Origin of the sequence: Levilactobacillus namurensis (assembly GCF_032197885.1) — a bacterium.
In the GTDB taxonomy this organism is placed as follows: Bacteria; Bacillota; Bacilli; order Lactobacillales; family Lactobacillaceae; genus Levilactobacillus; species Levilactobacillus namurensis_A.
Map to the genome: position 1 here is coordinate 362,000 of NZ_CP134159.1, position 22,153 is coordinate 384,152.

The following is a 22,153-nucleotide window of genomic DNA, read 5'->3' on the forward strand; positions in this document are numbered from 1 at the left end:
TGTGAGCACTGCAATCTAAAGAGTCTGGGGCAAACGCCCAGGCTCTTTCCTACGTTTAGTCAAGGGCAGATTGTGGAAGTATTCGCCTTAACGGTTGGTCCTGAAGGGGCTGGAACGTGGTGGGCACGACGTAAGTCCTGAAAGTACCAGGTCTTCAAGCTCGGCCTTTGGGTAATCCGGGAAAACCACCCCGAATAACCCAAACGACACCACTGAGCCCCTTCAGGACCGCCCTCACGGCTAAATTGAGCGTACACAAAACAGTATCTCCCGGTGATTCTAATTGGAAATACCAACGTGAGACTGTTAGAATTCAATTTATAAGGTGCAAGCCTTATTGGACCTTGAGTCCGTGGTATGAGTAATCATACAATTGGTCGGCTTTCACCATGGCTAAAAGACATTTGACGGTCTTATTCATGCAAGCCACCACTGCGACCTTATCCCGTTTGGGGTGAGGTCCTTTTTTGTTCTTGGTGATAACGATCCGGTGCTGAAACGTGCGACCAAAGGCAGCCAGCTCCGCTTAACCCCGTAAGCCCGATAATCCAACCCCAGGATTACCGGGCTTACGACGTTAATGCTCACTGACTAACCGCCTTTTGTCGCACTCTCTTTTGGGTTACGGTCGCCTTTAAAACCACACGACTCTGAGCGAACCTGAGCCGCTGACAGGCTCGGTAAACCGCCACCACAAGAAAGATAATGCTGACTTTGCAAATTCAGGCGGAGAATTTGGAAGCTTGATTGTAATCGCTTCCAATGCGTGCTATCATTTTAAGTAGCCGGTTAGGGGGCAGGTTACCCCCGGTACTGGTAGGTTTGGTTAATTTTGAAAGGGGTTTTTGGGATGTATTGGTATGCTATGAAATCACACGATATTCGGCACAATCTTGCGACCGAACAATACTTAATGAATAATAAGCAGTTCGACGAACCGCTGGTGCTCTTCTATTACGAAGGCCCATGCATCATCGTCGGCCGGAACCAAAATACATTGGAAGAAATCAACCAGAAGTACGTGGAAGAACATAACATCACGGTCACCCGGCGTCTGTCCGGTGGGGGCGCGGTCTACCAAGACCTGGGCAACCTGTGCTTTAGCTTCGTGGTCGACAGTGACAGCGAAGAGTTCGGGGACTTCAAGTCCTTCGTCCAACCTATCGTGGATGCTCTGCACGCCATGGGGGCTAAGGACGCCGAAGTCTCTGGCCGGAACGACATCTTAGTCGACGGCAAGAAGTTCTCCGGGAACGCCATGTACTCCCACAGCGGGAAGACCTTCTCCCACGGGACCTTGATGCTGGACGTGGACCAAAACGTCATCGCGGACGCCCTGAACGTGCCAGCCGACAAGATCAAGTCCAAGGGTATCAAGTCCGTACGCTCCCGGGTCACGAACTTGAAGCCGTACTTGGCACCAGAATACCAAAACTTAACGGTGCCCGAATTCCGTGACACCCTGTTAAAGGAACTCTTCCACGTGGATAACTTGGATGACATCATGGACAAGCAGGTCACCATCAGTGACGACGAAAAGGCCGCCATTGATAAGATCTACAATGAATACTACAGCAACTGGGACTGGGTCTACGGCAACTCCCCAGAGTTCACGGTCAAGAAGCGGCAACACTTCGACTACGGGACCATTGACGCTCGGCTCCAGATCGACGGTGGGAAGATCAAGAACATCAAGTTCTACGGTGACTTCTTCGGTCCGAGCGACGTTACGGCGTTAGCGGATAAGCTGACGGGCGTGCGGTACGACCGGGAACACGTTGGGGCGGTCCTGAACAGTGTGGACACGCAACAATACTTCAACGGGATTCCAACCAATGACGTCTTAGATTTGCTGGTCGACTAGTTTTGGTTTCCTACTGATTTTCACCGGGGAATACGTTAGAATAAGAATGGAAATTGACTTGAGGACGTGGTCGGTTGACCACGCCTTTTTAGATAATGAGGAGTTTTAGTTAAAATGAGAGATCGTAATGTCATTTCGTGGGCTGTTGTTTCCTTGATCGGTTTTTTGGTGATCAACGTTTTGATGCACCAGTCCTTCATTCAAGGTACCGAACCCGTGGCGCATGATCTGGGACGTTCGACCCTGATTGCGGTAATCCTCTACGCCATTCCGATTGTTCTAGCGGCCCTGGACTGGAAGCCTTCCTTTTACGTGATGGGCCTGGTCATCGTGATCTACTCGCTGGGGTTGGTCGGCGTGATCTTGAACATGCTGTTCCACAGTGACGCCAGCCTCTTGATTCGGACGCTGATGTCGGCCTTTGGCGTGGGGATGCTGGTGGCTAACGGGTACTGGTTGGTCCTGGCGCTACGGTTACGGTTAGCGGAACAGAAAGAACGGGACCGTCGTCGGTTCGGAAAATAAAGAAGGGATGATTTGATGGAACGACAGATTCAAGGGTTTATGGACGCCGTCGAAAACGATGAGGTGCACCACTTCAACGCGACCGCCAAACAAGCCGACTTTTATGCCGACCCGGATGCGGTCTTGGCACCACTGGCGGCCTTTATGCGCGAACAGATCACGGCGGACCAACTGGCCCAAGCCACGTTGACCTTAAGCGATGCGGAAGTTTCCGTGCGCCTAGAGATGAGCGTGATCAACTTGCCGATGCAGGATAGTAAGACTATCGGTAAAATCATGGACGTGGGCCAAACGGCGCCGATTAACATCTATGCGGTGATCGAGACGGATGCCATCAACGTCTCCGGTTTGCGAATCGACGCTCTGGCCCCGGCGACCACCTACCTGGAACAGGCCGCCACGGCGGACCAAAGTCTCCACGACTGGGTGTTGCTCCAGATCGATAAGTTGAAGACGGCGGCCGAAAACGCGGCCCAGACGGACCAACTGGCGGCAACGGCTAAGCAACCAGCAAAGAAAGCCGCCACCAAGGCGACGACTAAGAAGACCGCTGCCAAGAAGACCACGGCGAAAAAGGCTCCGGCTAAGAAGCGGACCACGCGCAAAGCGCCAGCGAAAAAGGCTACCACGACGAAGAAGACGACGCCTAAGAAGTAAGAACTGCTTGCAAGTCAACGCTAGAGATGCTATGATGTTTCTATGCGATGAGTCGAGAAATCACGGATTATTGGTTCGCCAATAACTTCTGCGCAAGCGGCTAGGTGAATTTTTGATGGTGGGGTACAGATGTCACCGGATTTGTGACGTACTTGATTTTGCGGGAATGTGGATTCCAAAATAGATCCTGTTAAGTTTCGACTTAACGGCCACCGAAAGGACCTGAGAAGGTAACTTCTCAGGTCCTTTTTTTAGGCGCTTAAGGTTCGTTAGGTCGGTGACCCAACCCATTGGCAATCGGTAGACCAATTGTATCGGAAATAACCGTTGGCTTATAATGAATTCCCTTGGTAGGAGTGTTTCAAGCTTGAATGAATACTGAAAAATATAGGTAGACCAGTATGAAAACGGTTTATCTAGAAAGTGGCGAATGGTCCCATCAGGGAGGAACTTCAAGAGAAGGCGGTCATATGATTAAGTGGGTGCACTGGTATCAACGAAACCCCGTCGGCATCTCACTCGTGATGGTGATTGGCTGGGAATTGCTGCTGGGGATGTCGTTATGGAACGTTGGGTTGTTAGCGTTGGTGGGCTTCTTCTTGTGGTTGGCGGTTAAGCCGGGCCCCCACTGATCTTGGGGACGTACATAGGGCTTAAGTTACCAAAGGGTAAAGCAAAAGATAAGATTAATGATTTGGGGACTCTAAGCGTTCTTCAGCGAAACTCTTGCAGCTGACGGCTTCTATACTGGAGGCAGTTAAGCGAGTAAGGGAGCTGATGACATGTTAATGCGGGGATTACCGTTCATTGTGTTCGTCTTATTAGTTGCGGTGGCGATTCTGACCGGTGGCAGTACGGCTGGCACCAATACGGCGGCTCCGGGCGTGGCGACCATGCGGACCATCTTCGTGGTGGTTTTGAGCCTGTTTGTGGTTGGCGTGACCGGATGCTTTCTGTTTGGGGCCAACATCCAGATGATGGGTTAATCTCGGTTACTGGAAAATAGCCACGGAGGGGGAGCGGTTGCCCTTTACTTTTGTGGAGCATTCGCCTTACCGGCCGGCCAGACAGGGCTGGAACGCCGTGGGCACCACTTCGAGCCACAGAGCGGTCTCGAAGCTGGGCCTTTTCCTAGGCGAGCTGAAAGACGCTCACCAAGGAAAATTTCACGGCTGAGCCCTGTCTGGCCGGCCTCTCGGCTGACACTAGCCGTTGAATTGGATCTCGCGTGCCAAAAACACGACCACCACCGTTAGGCCCCGGCAGCCGATAGGGCCCAGCCGGTGAAATTAGCGTTAGGCCAGCGGGCTTCTGGCCTTAGGCTAAGGCCGAGCTTTGAGATTCGCGGGTTTAGCGAAGCTCAAAGTCGTGCCCACTGGCGTCACGGCCCTGCCAATCGGCTGTTGGGGCCGTCTGAATCCGCGGCTATTGAACGCCCCGGTAAGGCGTATGGAATCATCGACATTAAAAAACTGGGTCCAGCAAGTTACCTATGCTGGACCCAGTTTTGGTTGGGGTTAGCGGACCAAGTAGACGTGGTCCTTGATCAGATCAATATTGGTGTAGTGGCGGTTCAACTTCCGGGTAGCGGCGTTTTCTATGAACTCGGCGTTGTCCCAGAATTCTGTGGAGCCAGTTGCGCCGTGGGGTTCGCCCAAGACTACGAAGTCGACCTGGGCGGAAGACTGGCGGATGGCTTGGAGGAGTTCCCAGTCCAGCGGTAAACCGTCTGGGGACCAGGACATCACGACCACGCCGACCTGCTCGCCGTATTTGGCGAAAGCGTCGCGGGCGCTCAGGGGTTCGATGGTGGTCAGGGGATGCCGACCGGTCTCGTTCTCCGCGGTCCAGGCCTGACTATCCGTGGCGTAGACGGTCTTGTGGGCGTCACGCAGACCCTTAGAGATGTAGCCGTTACCGGCCATGACCTCTAGGACGGCCCGGTCACCGACAAAGTCGGCCAGATCACTGATGAACGGGCGGGGCGTATAAGCCCACATGCCGTAGTGTTCTTCGAGGTAGTCGCGGAAGTACCGCAGGTCGTGGTCCAGGTGCGGCAGGGCCCCGGTAAGCTTGTCCCAGAGCTTGTCGCCGACCGGATCACCCTGAGGGAACTTCTGGTTGAGGTTCTGGTAGATCAGGTCCTCACTATCGTCGGGCAACTGCAGTAGGGGCAGCTGCTGGGGGAGGTCCCCGGCGGCTAACATCTTATCGGCCAACAGAACGTTACTGATCAACAGTTTAATGGCGGGATAGTCGTTAAATTCGTGGTAGTAAGCGGTCATGCGGTCGATATAAGCCGTTTTTTGTTCGGCCAACGGCTGGTGGCGGAACTGCTTTTTGAGTTTTTTAAGTTTACGTGGATTCAATCGTCTCATCCTTTTAGCGAAAATTTGAATACCCTAAGCTTACCATATTCCGTGGAGCCTGGCTGACGGCGGCCTTAATGCCGTAACGACCGGGCTAGAGCCGGCCTTAGAATTAATGAACTCGGTATGATTAGGCAATATGGGAACGTGGTGCCCACGGCGTTCCAGCCCTGTCTGGTCGGCCGGTAAGGCGCTGACCTGCACCAAAAAGAAAACCAACCGCCCGCAGGCAGTTGGTTACAAGTTAATGGTCGTCTAAATGCAGATCCAATTCTTCTTGTTGGTTGGGCTGAGTGTCGGTACCGCGGTGTTCCTTACCGTGCAGGTAGCCATCGATCAACTGGTAGATCTCATAGCGGTCCTGACCACTGAGAACGTCGCGATTGAAGCTCAGTTGCTTGCCGGAGAGGAACAGGCGACCCAGGTCGTAGGCGTCACGTTCCGTCTTCCCCGCCAGGTAGTCCATGGTCACGTCGAAGTATTCCGCTAATTTCCGTACCTCGATAAAGGAAGGCGTTCGAATGCCCCGTTCCCAGTTGCCAATCTGTGACGCGGTGTTGGTGTGGTCGTCGCCTACCGTGTTCTGTTGATTCAAGGCGTCTGCCAGTTGCTCTAAAGTAATGTGCTGACCGCGCCGTAATGCCCGAAGTCGTTCCGGAAACATCTGCTCACCCGCTTTATCTTGATTTAAACTGAATGTCTAAACCTATTATACCACGAAGCGTTGGGTCCTACCGGCGGTTCGTGGGTTTCACGAGCGGTTCGGTCAGGTGCATGAATTCGGCCACGTCCCGCTTGATCAAGGCCACACCGTTAAGCCAGAAGTCCGGCTGGGTCAGATCGACGCCCAGGTGCTTTTGGGCCAGTTCTTCCGTAGACATGTTGGCGGTGTCGCGTAACAGAGCGATGTAATCGTCTTCGAAGTTCGCGCTTTGTTGCGCCTTGGCGTAGATTCCCAAGCTGAAGAGGTAGCCGAAGACGTACGGGAAGTTGTAGAAGGCCGGGTTATCGATGTAGAAGTGTAACTTGCTGGCCCAGAGGTGCGGCGAGTAAGTCGACAGGTCGTGACCGAAGGCTTCTTTTTGGGCGTTGAGCATCAGTTCGTTCAACTCGGCTGGCGTGACCAGCTTTTGTTGCCGCAACTGGTAGAAGCGCGTTTCGAACAGGAAGCGGGCCCGGATGTTTAAGAACATGGCAACGGGGTTATCCATTTTAGCGTTGAGCAATGAAATCTTTTCGGCGTCCGTCTTAGCCGCTTTGACGTTGGCGTCGGCGACAATCAGTTCTCCGAAGGTCGAGGCGGTCTCGGCCACGTTCATGGCGTAGTCTTGCCGCAGGAAGGGCAGGTCGGTCATCACGCTGGAGTGAAAGGCGTGTCCCAGTTCGTGAGCCAACGTCGAGACATCGTTGGGGGATCCGGTAAAGGTCATGAAGATGCGGGCTTCGTGGGTCTCGGGCGCACTCTCCATCCAACCACCAGGCGCCTTGCCCGCGCGGTCTTCGGCTTCGATCCAGCGGTGCTCGAAGGCGTGCTTAGCCAGGGCAGCCATCTTCGGGGAGAACTCGCCGTAGTGTTGAATAATGAAGGCGGCGGCTTGGTCGAAGGTGAAGTGGCGTTCGGTACTGCCCGGTAAGGTCAATGGCGCTTCGACATCCTGCCACCCGGCGTGCTTCTTACCCAGTAGTGCGGCTTTGCGATCCAGGTAGTCGAGCAAGAACTGCTTGTTGTCGTCGACCACTTTCCAGATTGTCTTAAGGGTCTGAGCACTCAGCCGGTTTTGCTTGAGCGGTTCCTGTAAGAAGTCGGTGATGCCGTGCGCCTTGTACTGGGTCAGCCGGAAGCCAGCTAGGTGGTTCAAGGTGTCGGCGAAGAGCTGCTCCTTATCGGTCCAGGCCTGTTCCCAAGCGGGTAAAAGGTCGGCCCGGTATTGTGGGTCGGCGTTGCCCAGCAGGTTGTTGTCCGCTTGGCCCGCCGAGAGGGTCACGGGTTGGCCGTTGGCGTCGTGGAAGGGCACGTTGACCGTGGCGACCAGCGAGTCGTAGTGGGCACTCCAGGCGGACTTACCATCGAGGTCGAGTTGGTTGATCAAGGATTCCGTCTTGTCGTCCAAGAGTTCCTTCCCGTGGTCACGCATTTCGCGAAGGTTAAAGGCAATCGGGGCCAGTTCGGGACGGGCGAGCATGGCGTTGAAGTGGTCGTCCGGAACTTGGACCAGGACCTTTTCAAGCTTGTCGCTGACGGTCTGAAACTGGGTACTGAGGTGTTGTAACCGGGCGTCCATGGGCGCGACGTCGGGATTGGCGATGTCGGCCGAGCCAATCGCGGTGATGAAGATACCGGCTTGGCCGATTCCGGCCGCAATGGCCTGTAGCTGGTTCACGGCTTTGGTGAATTGGTGGTAATCGGGCGCGTCCGTAGTGACGTCCCAGCGGTCGAGCAAATCACCTAAAGAAGCTGTGTCCGTTTTGATTTGAGAAAATTTCGCTTTGAGCTGTGCGGAGTGGATCCCGCCACTGAAGAGGGTCTCTAAATCCCAGTTTAACGAGTAAGTCATGGCAAAACCGCCTTTCTAAGTCTAGATTGGCTTCATTATAGCAAATTATCTCGGAATTGCGCTGGAAAAAAGAAACTCGTATACTAGGAGCATTGCAATTAGTCAGGGGGGTGTTGCAATTTTTAAGCAAGCGCGAAACACCCGTTAAATGACGGCTTATTGGAGGGAAAGAGAAATTGAAAAAACAACATAAGTGGTGGTTGTGGGGCTTGGGAACCCTAGTTGTGATCATCATTGTCGCCTTGATCGGGGCCAGTCTGTACTTTTATAATCTGACCGTTGCCCGGGGTAAGAAGGACTTTATCGGGGGGCCCACGGCGTTAAAGACCAGCGACCCCTTATACACCCAAAAACATTGGTTTGAGACCGCCCATAAATATCGGTGGACGGAGACCGCTGCGGGGGCTAACTTTAAGTTGGTCGCCGATTACGTGCCCGCCGCCAAGGCCACCAAGAAAACCGTGGTGTTGGTTCACGGGTTCGCGTCCAGTAAGGAACAAATGGGCGGTTACGCGGGACTGTTCCACCAATTAGGCTATAACGTTCTGGTGCCCGATGACCGGGCCCAAGGGCAGAGTGGCGGTCAGGCCATGAGTTACGGGTACTTTGAAGCTCGAGACTACCGGAAGTGGATCAACCAAGTGATTGCCAAGCAGGGGTCCCAGTCGCAGATTGCTCTGTTCGGGGTGTCCATGGGGGGCGCGACGACCATGATTGCCAGTGGTCTCAAGATGCCGAGCCAAGTGAAAGCTTACATTGAAGATTGCGGCTACACCACGGCGGACGCGGAGATCAGGTACCAGGCCAAGCAGATGTACCACCTGCCGTACTGGCCGATGGTGCCGCTGACCAGCGCGGTGACCAAGTTGAAAGCGGGCTTTACCTTTAAGGACGCCGATGCGGTACGGGCGGTTAAACGCAACCACCGGCCAATGTTGTTCATCCACGGCGGGGCGGATACGTTCGTCCCGACTAAGATGGTCTACCAGGTCTACCGGGCCGATGCGGGGCCTAAGGAACTGATGGTGGTTCCCGGTGCCAAGCACGCCGCTTCCTACAGTCACAGTCCCCAACGCTACCAGCGTAAGGTCCAGCACTTTTTGCGCCAGTACTTGGGTGAGTAGTGAGGGGTATTCGCCTTACCGGGCGCCCAGATAGGGCTGGAACGCCGTGGGCACCGCTTCGAGCCACAGAGCGGTCTCGAAGCTGGGCCTTTTCCTAGGCGAGCTGAAAGACGCTCACCAAGGAAAATTTCACGGCTGAGCCCTATCTGGACGCCCTCTCGGCTTACAATTGGCGTGAAGTGGACGCCTCCGGCAGACTTCTCTTCCTGGCTACTAGGAACTATCCACGGGTCCAGACGGCCCCAACAGCCGATTGGCAGGGCCGTGACGCCAGTAGGCACGACTTTGAGCTTCGCTAAACCCGCGAATCTCAAAGCTCGGCCAGAAACCCACTGGCCTAACGCTAATGTCACCGGCTGGGCCCTATCGGCTGTTGGGGCCTAGACGGTAGCGAAAATTATTTAAGCAACGTTTAGTCCATTTTTTCGGCTTACGGTTGTGAATTGGGGAATGTGGTTAGGTTTACATACCTGTGAACCTTGTTTGCCTGCCCGGTAAGACGGCTGATGATTGTGATTGCTTTTAAGACAGGCCCAGTCTGGTGAGGGGAATGGCCCTAGGCGTCTTAAGTTTCCAATTGAAAATTTAACAAATTTCACGGCTGACGGGAATTGGTTGGGCCGGGCGCTGACGTAGCGACCCGTTCAATCAGTGACCGCCAGCCGTTTTGCGTTCGGTCGGGGAAGCGTGCGGTGGTTCAGTTGGGCTCTCTCGCCGTTTGAACAGTTGGGTTGTGCGCCAAAATGGCGTATAATTAACGAGAACCTGACCAACCAGCGGGAAGCCTCCCGCGGCCAATTAAGGAGTAATTATTTTGTTAGAAACCGGATTGATTATCGGTCTGCTTGTGATCGGACTGATTCTAGGGTACCTCGTCCGGCGTCACCGACACTTAGAGGCGTTAAAAGCCGTTCAGGCCCAGGCCCGAACTCTCATCGAAGAAGCCACCGCGAAAACCAAGCAGCGGGTGGCCGACCTCAAAGCCCAGAGTCGGCGCGAGACCTTAGCGTATCAGCAGTCCGTCAAAGATGAACTGACCGAACAAAAAAGTGACATTGCCGTGCGTGAACAACGCCGGCACCAACGCGAACAGCTATTGAACCAGATGGCCGTTCGGTTGGATGATCAGACCCAGATGCTAGACCAACGCAGCCAAGCCAACCACCAGAAGCGCCAAGACATCCACGCCTTGCACGACCAGGCGGATGCCTTACGCGAAAAGCGGCTGACCACGTTGGCGACCCAGGCGGGGATGTCCCCCGAAGAGGCCCAACAAGAGATCTTGCATCGCGGCGAGTTGGCGTTGAAGCGCGACCGGGATATTGAGATCAAGGCGCTCAACGACGACACGGAAGCCAACGCCGAACGGTGGGCCAAGGATGTGGTCCTGGCCGCCACGGAGAGTGGGCCGCAAGACTTGCCTAAGGAGCACCTGGAACACACGGTGACCGTCCCAAACGGTGAGATTCGCAGTAAAATCATCGGGCGTGATGGCCAGCATATTCGCCTGTTGGAGACCCTGACCGGAACGGACCTGATCTTTGTGCCCGATGACAACACCACGTTGTTCATCAGTACGCACGATCCGATTCGCCGGGAAGTCGCCCGCACGGCGTTGACCAACTTGATCGCCAGTCGCCGTATCTCGGCCAACCAGATTGAAACGCAGGTCGAGAACGCCTTACGCGACGTCAACCACAGTCTCTGGGAAGTCGGTGAACAGGCAGTCAGTCGCCTGCATGTGGGCTGGATGCACCCGGACTTGATGAAGCTGGTTGGCCGGTTGAAGTACCGGACCAGTTACGGGCAGAACGTCTTACAACACTCGATCGAAGTGTCCCAGTTAGCTGGCGCCATGGCGGCCCGCTTGGGGTACAATTCACGGTTAGCGCGTCGGGCCGGCCTGTTGCACGATTTAGGGAAGTCCATCGACCATGAAGTGGAAGGGACCCACGTGGAGATTGGGGTCGAGTTCACTGAGAAATACGGGGAAGACCCCATCGTGATCAACGCGATTGCGGCCCATCACGGCGACGTCGAGAAGAGTTCGCCGATCGCGGTCTTAGTCGCGGCGGCCGACGGGATTTCTGGAGCACGGCAAGGTGCCCGGAGTGAGTCCGTCGAAGACTACATCAACCGCCTGCGGTCGCTGGAAAAGATTGCCAACGACCGGCCAGGGGTCACGGAAAGCTACGCCATCCAAGCCGGCCGGGAACTCCGGATCATGGTCAACCCGCAGACCTTGGACGACCAGGCGGCGGCGACCTTGACTCAGGAAGTGGCCCAACAGGTCGAAAAGCAGCTGACGTATCCTGGGAAGATTCGGATCACCACGATTCGCAAGCTCACGGCCGTCGAGTACGTGGGCGATGAAAAAAAGAAAAAGAAGAAGAAAAAGAAGAAAGCAGCCAATGCTTCCTAACTTGCGCGACCTTCCGGGCGGGAGGTCGTTTTTTCGTGGGTAGCGGGTTGAGATGATAGAAAGAGGATTAAAAAATGCCAACGACTTCACCAAAAATGTTCACCCGCGATACTAGCTTATTGTTGGTCGCGACGTTTTGTTACATGTGTTCGTCCATGCTGGTCACGCCCCTGATTGTGGGGTTCACGCACGGGTTAGGGGCCAGTACCCTGTTAGCCGGGACCATCGCGTCGATGATGAACCTGTGTTCCTTGGCCCTACGCCCGATTGCCGGACAATTGACCGACCGGGTGACCAAGTACCGGTTGGCGCTGATTGGCGGGAGCCTGATCCTGGTGGCGACGGCGGGTTACGCGTTGTCCGTGGCCCCCTGGATGGTGTTCCTGTTCCGCCTGGTCAACGGGGTGGGGTTCGCTTTAAGCTCGATTTGTTTGGCCACCTGGTTCTCTAGCTTGTTGCCCCGTGACCGGATGGGGGCCGGGATGGGCTACTACGGGATGATGAATGCCTTGGGGATGGCGATTGCGCCAGCCCTGGGGATTTGGATCTACCACCAGTTCGGGTACCGCACGGCCTTTGGGTTGGCGTCAGTTGCCAGTGCCATCATCTTGATCACCATTCAGTTCGTGGGTGACCGGGGGATGGCCCCCCAACGGCCGACGAAACGCCCGCACCACTTGCGGATCGTTCAGCCCAAGGTCGTCCCTTTGGCGCTGATTTTGATGCTGTTGTCGATTCCCTACTTTGCGACCCAGTCGTACATTGTGGCCTACGTGGCGGACCGGCACCTGCCAGTCTCGGCGGGGAGTTTCTTTGTGATCTATGCCATTATTTTGCTAGTCTTACGATTAGCGTTAAAGGATTATTTCGACCGGGTCGGCTTCCGGTGGTTCTTGCTGGCGGGGATCATCTGTAACCTAGTCGGGATGTGGGGCCTGACCGTGATGACCAATAATTGGCTGATGGTGGTGGCTGCGGCCGGTCTGGCCGATGGGTATGGCTTGATGTACTCGGTCTGTCAGGCCACGGCCCTGTTAGTCGCGCCGGTCAATGAGCAGGGCTTGGCGAACAGTACCTTCTACATTGGGATGGACACGGGGATGGTGCTGGGCCCCATCGTTGGCGGGGCGTTGTTCGACGCAGTCCCCATTGCGTGGTTCTACCCGGCCCTGATGGTCACGTTGCCCTTAGCGGCGCTGGTCTATCTGATCTTCCGTAAGCAATTACGTCGTAGCTAGATGAAACCAAACAAAAGGCCGTGTGCTCTAGGGATTACCGACAAGGTTAATCTCCAGGGCACACGGCCTTTTTAGCTGGTTCGGTCTCGCCGCTAGTTGCGCGGTTCGTTGACGATTTGGAAGTTTTGGTTGGTCGTGGCATCGACGACGGGGTGGGCTTGCAGGTAGTCGGCAATCAATTCGCTCATCGCACTTTGACTCTCCGCGACGATCTTATTGGCGCCGAACATGCTGTAGTGACCGCCCCCCACGGCCCGGTACTGGTTCAAGACGATGCGCAAAGGTTGGTCGTCCGTCACGGGTTGGCCGTGGTAGGTCAGGGCTTCGACCCGGTGCCCCATAGGTTGGGCGATGTTCAACCGGTAGTCGATGCCTTCGTACATGTCGTAGTTGTACTGCCGGTGTTTGGGATGGATAAAGGCCGGGTTGACCGCAATCTCACCATCGATAATGGTGAAGTAGCGCGCACTGACCTCGAGGGCGGCCCGTAAGTCGGCACCCGTGATGTTCAGTAGGGACAAGCCGTTAGGGTAGACGTAGTTGGTCATGATGTTGCGCATGGTGATGGGGTTCTCGAACCCGCGGGCCTCATTACTGAAGAGGGCGGTAGCCGAGATGTCAGCGCCCATGGTGGCCATCTGGACCCGTTGGATGAATTCGATATACGGGGTCTCCTTGAGGCGTGCCTGAACGGGGTCGTCGAAGGTCATGTCGCCCGTGATGTGACCTAATGGTTGGTCTAACCAATGGGCGACTTGATCATTGAGCCCCTTAGCGGCTGTTAAGACCTGCGGATCAAGGGGCGCTTCGGCCGCAGAAACCAAGGCGGTATCGTAGTTGGTCACGGTGACCTTCCCGTCAGCGTCCCGGTCGAGGTCTAAGGTAATTTTGCCGATGGCCTGGCCCCGGAACCCGGGTTGGGTCGTCGGGGTGTCGAAGAGGCTGGTGGCGATTTGGCGGTGTTGGTGGCCGGTGACTAAGGCATCGATGCCGGGAATCGCCTGTAACATGTGGTAGGCTTCGTTTTCCCCGACATGGATGTCGTTAGGTTCGCCAGTGGCCAAGTCGCGTTCAAAGCCGCCGTGGTAGCAGACAATCACCACGTCCGCCTGTTCCCGTAAGATGGGCACGTATTTCTTCGCGGCGATGTAGGCCGATTCGAATTGGAGACCGTCGATGTTGGTGGCTTTCTCCCATTTATAGACGGCTTGGGTGGTCAGACCCAGGACCCCGATCTTTAAGCCGTCCTTTTCCAGAATGGTGTAGGGCTTGCCGTACTCGGGTTGACCGGTATGGTCTAAAATGTTGGCACATAAAATCTGGCGGTCGGATTCCCGAATCGCCGCTTGTAGGTAGTCTTGGCCGTAGTTGAACTCGTGATTGCCCAGAATCCCGCAGTCGTAGTGGATCTGGTTATAAATGTTCATCAGGGCTTGGGGGTCGCGGTGGTCTTGGACCCGGGCGACGTAGTAAGCCAGCGGTGACCCTTCCAGAAAGTCCCCGTTCTCAATGGTCACCACGGGACCCTCCGCGGCAGCCTGTTCCTGGGCGATGACGGTCGCCGCTCGGGCCAGGCCAAAGCCTTGTTGGGTCCCCTTCTTCACATAGTTTGTGGGGTAGACGTACCCGTGTGTGTCACTTGTCGATAAAATTGTCAGCTTCAATGTTGTCACCCTCCAATTACGTCTAACTGGCGCTATTCCGAACCGTCCAGTTGCTAGCAAGAGTGTTCGCCGAAAACGCGGAATTGTAACGTGTTAAAGAAATTATAAGCTAGTTTACCAGATGTGTAAATTTTTGATGGCGTTTTTTATCTGATTATGAGTGATTTTCTAACCAAAAAGCGCCGGGTCACCAACCAGGATGACATCCGGCGCTTTCGGTTAAAGCGTAAATTACGCGGTACACGGACGCCTGCACACAGCAAGCCAGTCCGGGTAACAATTACTTTGGAGGAGTAAAATTTCGTAACTTATTCATTAGATTCGTAAGTTATATTTTCACTATACCCCTAAATTGTGAAGAAAATGTGACGGACTATAAAAATTAAGGGCCAACAATGTCAGTTTGTGAAAACTGACGGCCGTTCCGGTCAGACGGTGGGGAAGTGAAGCACAGACGGAACGCTTTTCAGCAAGCTTTCATCGATCGGGTAAGCTTGGAAAGGGAGCCGTTGTGCTAAATTTTTTGAAAAAGTTGTCTGATGTTCGTTCTGGGGACGAACTTCCTAGTCAGTGGTTGTGACGGTCTGCATGTAAAGCATCTGGTCGGTGGCAATCTGTTGGTAAAGTTCGTCGGCACAGGCCGCTGGAATGGCCTGGGAAGCGCGGCGTGTGTGGACGTAGTTGTACTCATATTGGAAGGCTTGAATGAAGAGCTCGTTTTCCAGTTGATTAGTCTTCTGGCGGTCCATGCGGCGGTGTCGCACGTTGTAAAAGTTGCGGACAACGTTAACGTCGGATTGATTATCCACGTCAGAAAGATCAGCTAGGTAGGCCATCACGGCAGTGTAGCCGGCCTGTTCCATGGTGCGATAAGCGCCCCAGATACCAGAACGGTCGCGTTGGCGCTGGTCCTGCATGGCCTGTCGCTGTTCATGGGACAGGTTGCGGCGCGCTTTTCTAAGGTCCCGGCGACCGTGGCGGACCAGTCGGTGAAAGACGAGTTTCAGCCAAGTGCTCAGTCCAGTTAAGGAAAAGTGGTTGTCACGGCGCATCTTCCAGACTAGTCCGCGGATGTAGCGGTTCACATAGGCCGCGGGGAGGTCGCCGCTATCTGCTAGCTTTTGAATTATTTGGATTTCGAGGTTGTTCGCGTTGGTCATGATTTCTGTCACCTTGCGCCGGTTGGGGAGTCGGGTGTTGCTTTGACTGGTTAAAATCTCCACTACGGCCTGGGTGGCGGGCGGATTTGCCGTTTGTTCTTGAATGAGTCGCTTGGCAGCGTAAGCCACTAGAGCTTGGCGCTCGTGATTGACCATAGCTGGATCGACCGCTTTTTCGGCGCTCGGCAAGATGAGGGGGAGCACGATGGCGGGAACCAGCAGGCTAATGATAATGACGACAGCCGCGATAAAGATGAGGGTGTTCCGGAAGGGAAACGGTTGCCCGTTAAGTGTCAGGGGGAGCGAGAAGGCCATGGCTAACGTGATGGTTCCGTGAATGCCAGAAAGTGCCCCGACGATGCCGTAGTGCCGGCGATTCTTTGCTTGAGAGTGGATGCGGGCCCAGTCGAAATGAATCCACAGGTACCGGAGAAGGAACATGACCACGTAGAGGATTACGGCGAGGAGAATGTAAAGCGGCAAGGACTTGGTGTGGTCAGCCATGATGTTCTGCCAGACAGTGGGCAGGGAAACACCCAGCAGGACGAAGACGAAACCGTTAAGAAGACTGGTCATGATCTGCCAAGTGGATCGGGTGACCAATTGCATCTGGGTGCTGGACAGGCGAATCTGGGTAGCGGCGGTGCTTCGGAGCAGGCCGGCTGCTACGACGGCTAAGATACCCGAAAGTTTGAAGTGTTCGGCAACGAGATAGATGAAAAACGGGGTCAAAATATCGTAAGGCACAATGATGCTGACGGAATCCATACCGTTTTGAACCATCGTCACTCGGCCCCAAGTCAGGATGCCACCGAGAATCAGGCCAATTAGTAGCCCACCTAAGAAGACCACTAAGAAGTGGGTGATGCCAAAGCGTACGGAGAATTTACCGGTACTGAAAGCGGCTAAGGCGAGGTTGAAGGCAACTAAGCCGGAAGCATCGTTGAAGAGGGATTCCCGTTCCAGCATGCCCATGACCTTTTTAGGAACAGTCAAGTTGCGGGTGATGGACGAGACGGCGACGGCATCGGTGGGGGTGACGATGGCCGCTAGCGCAAAAGCCAGGGCCAACGGTAGGGCCGGCAATACGCTGTGGCTGAGGTACCCGAGTAAAATCACCGTGAGAATCGCCAACGTAATGGCCATGGAAACTACCGAGGGGATGTGACGGCGAAGCGAATGGGTATCCGTATTTTGCCCGTCATAGAACATCAATGGCGCGATGATGATAAGCATGAAGACCTCGGGTTCTAAACCAAAGTGGTGAAAATACGGGACGATTGAGAGGATTGCCCCGGCAAAAATCTGGTAGAACGCTTGGGGAATTGCTGGAAAAAGCGGATAAACTAGGTTAGCAGCGATGGTGGCTACAACGAGCAGCACAATCGCGTAGAAGATTTCCAAGGGAACACCTACTTTCTATAAGGAGTACGGATAAAGAGCGTTCTTATTCTACCCCTGCATTGGGAAAAGTAAAACCGTTAACCCCACTTCTAGTTTTGGCGTCTATCGAATTTTTAGCCACTTTGACGGGACTGTGGAAGCCGTAAATGGGTGAAAGTGCTTGCTTGCATGAATAAATAACCAATATAAATGAATAAATTTACAAGTAAGCGTTCTCGAAGATGATGGCCCCATTTTAATGAGATTGGGTAAAAAATTGGGGGACTATTCATGGACGGGCACAACCTTGTGAAAGATTTAAAGCCGAAATAGGACTTGATTTCCCGCGAATATCACAAATTTAATTGCAAACAAATGAATTGTTTTCTGAACCAACCAACCCCGAATCGGAAATCAAAAATAATTTAGAAACTTTCCAAAAAAGGTTGATTATTCATTCAATTGTGGTAACATATAAATTGGTTCTACTGGATAGTTCAATGAATTGTTGGTAGTGAACCAAAATGAGTCAGTTGTTGTTTTCTATCGTTAACTCAATCCAACGATGAGGAAGTGCTGAGATATGATTAATTTGTATATTGCACCAAGTAGTGCATCCAGTCGGAAAGCGCGGGCATGGTTGAAGGACCACGAGATTGCGTTCCAAGAACGGAATATTAAGTCGAAGCCACTGAACGCAGCTGAGGTTAAGCAGATCTTACGGCTTACGGAAAACGGGAGTGAAGATATCATTTCGACGCGGTCGAACATCTTCAAGCAACTCCACGTTGACTTAGACAGTCTATCCGTTAGTCAATTGGTTGACCTAGTTGTGAAGTACCCCGACCTGATTAAGCGGCCCATTATCTTTGATGATAAGCGGCTGGAAGTTGGGTACAATGAAGAAGAAATTCGCCGGTTCTTGCCACGTGAAGTGCGGACGGCGGAACTCCACCACTTGGAGTCCCAATTAAGTTCATAACACCAATCGGTCAGTTCTCGGGGGAGTGCTGATCGATTTTTTGTCCATTGATTAAAATTTAACGATAATCGGCATTGGTAACAGCTCGGCTGTTGCCAATCAGGCCATAACCAAAACGGGAACGTCCAGTCAACTGCGGGCGTTCCCGTTTTTAATTGGGTCTAAAAAGCGGCCGGAAATGGTTCCGGCCGCTGTGAGCATTAAAGTTAAACTAACTATCCGTTAGGTTACCGTTGGTACTGACGCGCCATCTGGGTGTATCCCAGCTGTTCTAGAGTTGCGGTAATCGTGGCTTCAATCGTCTCGGTAGCGACGACGTCAAACCCAGCCAGCTGGGCGACAATCAGACTTTCGACGCGGTGAACGACCGTGGGATCATTCGTCAGGCTGGTCAGGTCTTGATGAATACGCGCAGAATCGAACGCAACGTGCGCTCCCGTGGGCGTCTCCACGGTGAGGCTTCTAGGATACATGGTTCCCTGTGATCTGCGAATAACGTCCATTCTTCCAACCCTCCTTGAGGTTTAGGCGGCCAGCTCTGAGCATACCTGCTGACTGGTTCCTAATGAGTATAGGTCTATGTTACGATGAAAGCCGGGAAAAAACAACTATATATAGACAAAATTCTCTAAAAGTTTCGATTAAATCTACATATAGTAGGAAAACCACAGAGCGTGGTGCTAGATTCATTCCGAAAGTTATGGGTAACGGGGAATAATTGGGAAATACTGGGGGATGAACGCCTTACCGGGCACCCAGTCAGTCGCGGATCCAGACGGCCCCAACAGCCGATTGGCAGGGCCGTGACGCCAGTGGGCACGACTTTGAGCTTCACCAAACCCGCGAATCTCAAAGCTCGGCCTTAGCCTAAGGCCAGAAACCCACTGGCCTAACGCTAATTTCACCGGCTGGGCCCTATCGGCTGTTGGGGCCTAACGGTGGTGGGAGAGTTATTCCCAAACGATTTGTCAACTTCACCACCAGTGTGATCCGAGAGGTCGGTCAGACAGGGCTCAGCCGTGAAATTTTCCTTGGTGAGCGTTTTTAGCTCGCCTAGGAAAAGGCCCAGCTTCGAGACCGCCCTGTGGCTCGAAGTGGCGCCCACGGCGTTCCAGCCCTGTCTGGCCGGCCGGTAAGGCGAATGATTTATACTGGTGATCGTCTAAAGAACGGCTAAGAATTGACAGGCTTACGGGGAACGGCTAGGATAGGGATAATCACTTTTGTGAGAAAACAATGAGAAAATGTAAAGGGAAGCGATGCGAATGGTAACAACGGGCGTCAGTGCACGAGATTTATTTCGATTAAAGTCCCTCTCTCAGCCGAATGCGGCGGGTGGTTCCTATTACTTTGTAGAGAATCGCGTCGATGAGGCCAGCAATGGCTATCGGGCGCAACTAAACAGTGTCGATGATCAGGGCCATCAGCGGGTCGTGGCCATGGTGGGTGAACAAAACGTTCAACCAGCAGTCACGGCAACGACGGTCTTTTTTGCGGCCAAATTACCGGACCAAGTGGCCCAGTTGTACCAAGTACCGCTTACGGGAGGCACGCCCAGCTGCGTAGCCACCCCCGGTGAAGCGGTCAAGACGGTGTTAGCCGCGGCGGATGGCCACAGTATTTATTTCAAGACCACGGCCACGACGGAAAAGCCGAAGTTACCGAACACGGAGAAGTTCCCGGTGACCCGGCACGTGGGCCGGTTGATCAATAAGGCCGATGGCTACGGGTGGTTACCCGAAAAAGTCACGTATCGCTTACGGCGGTACCTACCCACTAGTGGGGCCTTGGAAGAACTCTTCCAGACGCCGTACGACTTTGACCTGACTTCTGTGAGTGCCGATGGACACCTGGTGACCTACCTCCAGGACGACCAGCCGGATAACGACCGGGACTTCGCGCACGGGGCATATTGCCTGGACGTCACCACGGGCCAGACCAGCCATTTAACGGCCAGTCTACCAGCCGGTCAGTTCGCCGATGCGACGCTGGCACCGAACGGTCAGACCGTGGCGCTGGTGGGGCACGACGGCAAGTATGGTGGTCAAACCATTTCCAACTTGTACTTAGCGGACTTAGCGACCGGTCACTTGACCAACTGCACGGCCGAGCTAGCGGCGGATCTGGTTCCCGACTTTGCGGGGGACTTCACCCAGCAGGTCGGCGGTAAGCTGGTTCGGTGGCTGGATAACGATCGGGTCGCGGTCGTGGCCGCCTTCCACGCCCACAGTCAACTGTACGTGGGGAACGCGGCGGGACTACGCCTGGTCAACGACACGGCCCAACAGATCGTGGACTTTGACGTGGTCGCCGTAAACAAGGTGGTCTTGGCCGTGTCCCGGCAGACCTTACCCAGTGCGCTGGTCACCGTCACGCTGGATGACCAGCAGGAACGGGTCGTGTACGATCCCAATGCGGCATATGAACGCAACCACCATTTTGCGCAGCCCCGACATTTCGACTATCAGGCTGGTGACGGGCAAGCTTTAGAAGGGTGGTATCTGCCCGCCCAGACCCAAGCACCCCGGACGCCAGTCCTGTTGTACGTGCACGGGGGGCCGCACGCGAACTATGGTGAAACGTTCTTCTACGAATTCCAGGTCCACGCCAGCCTGGGTTACGGAGTAGTCTTCGTGAATCCCCGGGGGTCGACCAGCTACGGTCAGGACTTTGAAAATGCGGTCAACGGCCATTATGGCGAGGGAGACTACACGGACGTGATGAGCGGGCTGGACTATGCGCTGGAGCACTTTACCGAATTAGACCCCGACCGGCAATACATCGCCGGCGGGTCGTATGGTGGCTTCATGACGTTGTGGACGATTGGCCACACCCACCGCTTCGCAGCGGCGGTCTCCCAACGGTCGGTCACCAACTGGATCAGTCTCTTCGGGACCAGCGACATTGGGTTCCGGTTCAACCCCGTCGAACTGGGCTGCGACCTCTTCGATGAGGGTGGGGTCGCGACTTACTGGCGGCAATCGCCACTGGCTTATGCGCCACAGGTCACGACGCCGGTGCGGTTGTTACACGGTGAATGGGACATGCGGTGCCCCATCAGTCAGTCCGAAGAATACTTCACGGCGGTTCGCCGTGCGGGAGTTGACGCGGACTTCATTCGTTACCCGCAAAGCTTCCACGGCGTCTCCCGGGATGGATTGCCTAGCTTACGGCTACAACGGATTGCGGACATGGACGCCTGGTTTACGGCCCATCCCACGGTTCAAAAAGACGCGCCGCAAAATTAACCGTCATTTTTACGGAGGTAACAGTACCTCCTCAGAAAACTAACGGGCGGTCACGACTGGGGAATCTTCCTGGTCGTGACCGTTTTTCTACGTCTTGTCAATAAGAATGCTGTTAAATTAATGTTTTATGATGAGAAGTTTAGGGCCTAAGTTTCGGAACCTAGGCCCTATTGCTATTATTTTTGTGATTTAGAGCCAGTTAAATAAGCCTTGGAGGTATCAAAATTTTTTCAAGGCTGGTATGATAAACTATAACGAATATTACTTCGATTGAGGGCTTAGCTCATAGGAGTAAGGTTGATTCGTTTTTATCAGGTATAGGATTGTTTTGATAAGGCAATCCATTTAACGGACGATGAGTTTCTTCTTTGAAGAAGAGGCTTCTCGTCTTTTTTGGGGTATAAAAAAGACCGTCATCGACTGAAAAGCGATGACGGTCTTTTGATTCGGCAGAAAGACAAATTTAACGGTGATGCAATTAGAATTGGGATGATTTGGAATCTAAACTTTTGGGTGCAGTTTTTGAAGCTTAATTAAATGGAGAGACACACTAGCTGTCAATTTAGCGCCTTCGTGAGCCGTGAGGGCGACCAGACAGGGCTCAGCCATGAAATTTGACTTGGGTGACGTCCCTCAGTCGCCCTAGTCAAAGGCCCAGCTTCGAGACCGCTCTTTGGCTCGAAGTGGTGCCCATGGCGTTCCAGCCCTGTCTGGTCGCCCGGTAAGGCGGTGGGGTGGTATACCACTGTCGGGACTTAGAACTGCGTCAATACGGCTTGGTAGATGACGGAAATGACGATGCCGGCGCCGACGATACCGACGGCTAGGGTGAGGCCGGTGGCTAAAAAGCTAACGAAGGGTTGAACGGAAATGGCCGCAATGGAGCGGGTGAGTTTTGCAAGCATGATGGTTACCTCGACTGTTTTGAATTCTTTTCGGTTCCCTATCATAGCAGAACCAGC

General features: G+C 54.0%; 17 protein-coding genes. 10 read left to right on the forward strand and 7 right to left on the reverse strand.

Going from position 1 to position 22,153, the window contains the following annotated elements:
* The first annotated feature begins 850 nt into the window (after positions 1-850).
* From RIN67_RS01460 to RIN67_RS01480, 5 genes are all read left to right on the forward strand, one after another.
* Positions 851-1,864 (forward strand): lipoate--protein ligase, encoded by a 1,014-nt coding sequence (locus RIN67_RS01460; protein ID WP_264999719.1) that lies wholly within the window; start codon positions 851-853, stop codon positions 1,862-1,864.
* Positions 1,865-1,978: 114 nt separating this feature from the next.
* Positions 1,979-2,389 carry a hypothetical protein gene (locus RIN67_RS01465; protein WP_264999718.1) on the forward strand — a complete coding sequence of 137 codons (411 nt, stop codon included), beginning with the start codon at positions 1,979-1,981 and terminating at the stop codon, positions 2,387-2,389.
* 15 nt (positions 2,390-2,404) lie between these two features.
* Positions 2,405-3,046 carry a hypothetical protein gene (locus RIN67_RS01470; RefSeq protein WP_264999717.1) on the forward strand — a complete coding sequence of 214 codons (642 nt, stop codon included), beginning with the start codon at positions 2,405-2,407 and terminating at the stop codon, positions 3,044-3,046.
* 470 nt (positions 3,047-3,516) lie between these two features.
* Positions 3,517-3,678, forward strand: coding sequence for a hypothetical protein (locus tag RIN67_RS01475; protein ID WP_264999716.1), 162 nt, complete (start codon positions 3,517-3,519; stop codon positions 3,676-3,678).
* 150 nt (positions 3,679-3,828) lie between these two features.
* Positions 3,829-4,032, forward strand: coding sequence for a hypothetical protein (locus RIN67_RS01480; protein ID WP_264999715.1), 204 nt, complete (start codon positions 3,829-3,831; stop codon positions 4,030-4,032).
* Between the two features lie 531 nt (positions 4,033-4,563).
* On the opposite strand, the gene RIN67_RS01485 is transcribed toward RIN67_RS01480, so the two are convergent.
* The 3 genes from RIN67_RS01485 to RIN67_RS01495 form a co-directional block, all read right to left on the reverse strand.
* Complete coding sequence (locus tag RIN67_RS01485) at positions 4,564-5,415, reverse strand: SAM-dependent methyltransferase (RefSeq protein ID WP_264999714.1); 852 nt, start codon at positions 5,413-5,415, stop codon at positions 4,564-4,566.
* A gap of 244 nt (positions 5,416-5,659) precedes the next feature.
* Entirely contained in the window at positions 5,660-6,079 is a 420-nt protein-coding gene (locus RIN67_RS01490; protein ID WP_264999713.1) for a helix-turn-helix domain-containing protein, read from the reverse strand.
* A gap of 67 nt (positions 6,080-6,146) precedes the next feature.
* Positions 6,147-7,970 (reverse strand): M3 family oligoendopeptidase, encoded by a 1,824-nt coding sequence (locus RIN67_RS01495; protein ID WP_264999712.1) that lies wholly within the window; start codon positions 7,968-7,970, stop codon positions 6,147-6,149.
* A 176-nt stretch (positions 7,971-8,146) separates the two neighbouring features.
* On the opposite strand from RIN67_RS01495, the gene RIN67_RS01500 reads away from it, so the two are divergent.
* The 3 genes from RIN67_RS01500 to RIN67_RS01510 all read left to right on the forward strand — a co-directional run bounded on the left by RIN67_RS01500 (position 8,147) and on the right by RIN67_RS01510 (position 12,754).
* The gene (locus RIN67_RS01500; RefSeq protein ID WP_313826084.1) at positions 8,147-9,094 is read left to right on the forward strand and encodes an alpha/beta hydrolase; all 948 of its coding nucleotides are present in this window, start codon (positions 8,147-8,149) and stop codon (positions 9,092-9,094) included.
* An 814-nt stretch (positions 9,095-9,908) separates the two neighbouring features.
* The gene (rny, locus tag RIN67_RS01505) at positions 9,909-11,516 is read left to right on the forward strand and encodes a ribonuclease Y (RefSeq protein ID WP_264999710.1); all 1,608 of its coding nucleotides are present in this window, start codon (positions 9,909-9,911) and stop codon (positions 11,514-11,516) included.
* 74 nt (positions 11,517-11,590) lie between these two features.
* The gene (locus RIN67_RS01510; protein ID WP_264999709.1) at positions 11,591-12,754 is read left to right on the forward strand and encodes an MFS transporter; all 1,164 of its coding nucleotides are present in this window, start codon (positions 11,591-11,593) and stop codon (positions 12,752-12,754) included.
* 92 nt (positions 12,755-12,846) lie between these two features.
* Here RIN67_RS01510 and RIN67_RS01515 read toward each other — a convergent pair whose 3' ends face one another.
* Positions 12,847-14,418, reverse strand: coding sequence for a bifunctional metallophosphatase/5'-nucleotidase (locus RIN67_RS01515; protein WP_056944852.1), 1,572 nt, complete (start codon positions 14,416-14,418; stop codon positions 12,847-12,849).
* 563 nt (positions 14,419-14,981) lie between these two features.
* Positions 14,982-16,982 carry a cation:proton antiporter gene (locus RIN67_RS01520; RefSeq protein WP_313826082.1) on the reverse strand — a complete coding sequence of 667 codons (2,001 nt, stop codon included), beginning with the start codon at positions 16,980-16,982 and terminating at the stop codon, positions 14,982-14,984.
* A 562-nt stretch (positions 16,983-17,544) separates the two neighbouring features.
* Between RIN67_RS01520 and spx the strand changes: the two genes are divergently transcribed.
* The gene (gene spx / locus RIN67_RS01525; RefSeq protein WP_024747133.1) at positions 17,545-17,943 is read left to right on the forward strand and encodes a transcriptional regulator Spx; all 399 of its coding nucleotides are present in this window, start codon (positions 17,545-17,547) and stop codon (positions 17,941-17,943) included.
* Between the two features lie 227 nt (positions 17,944-18,170).
* Here the strand turns inward: spx and RIN67_RS01530 are convergent, their stop codons facing one another.
* Complete coding sequence (locus RIN67_RS01530; protein ID WP_024747134.1) at positions 18,171-18,446, reverse strand: hypothetical protein; 276 nt, start codon at positions 18,444-18,446, stop codon at positions 18,171-18,173.
* A 762-nt stretch (positions 18,447-19,208) separates the two neighbouring features.
* On the opposite strand from RIN67_RS01530, the gene RIN67_RS01535 reads away from it, so the two are divergent.
* Positions 19,209-21,191: an alpha/beta hydrolase family protein gene (locus tag RIN67_RS01535; RefSeq protein ID WP_264999707.1), complete on the forward strand. Its 1,983-nt coding sequence runs from the start codon at positions 19,209-19,211 to the stop codon at positions 21,189-21,191.
* Positions 21,192-21,946: 755 nt separating this feature from the next.
* Here the strand turns inward: RIN67_RS01535 and RIN67_RS01540 are convergent.
* On the reverse strand, positions 21,947-22,096 hold the full coding sequence (locus tag RIN67_RS01540; RefSeq protein WP_264999706.1) for a hypothetical protein: 150 nt from the start codon (positions 22,094-22,096) through the stop codon (positions 21,947-21,949).
* Positions 22,097-22,153: the final 57 nt, after the last annotated feature.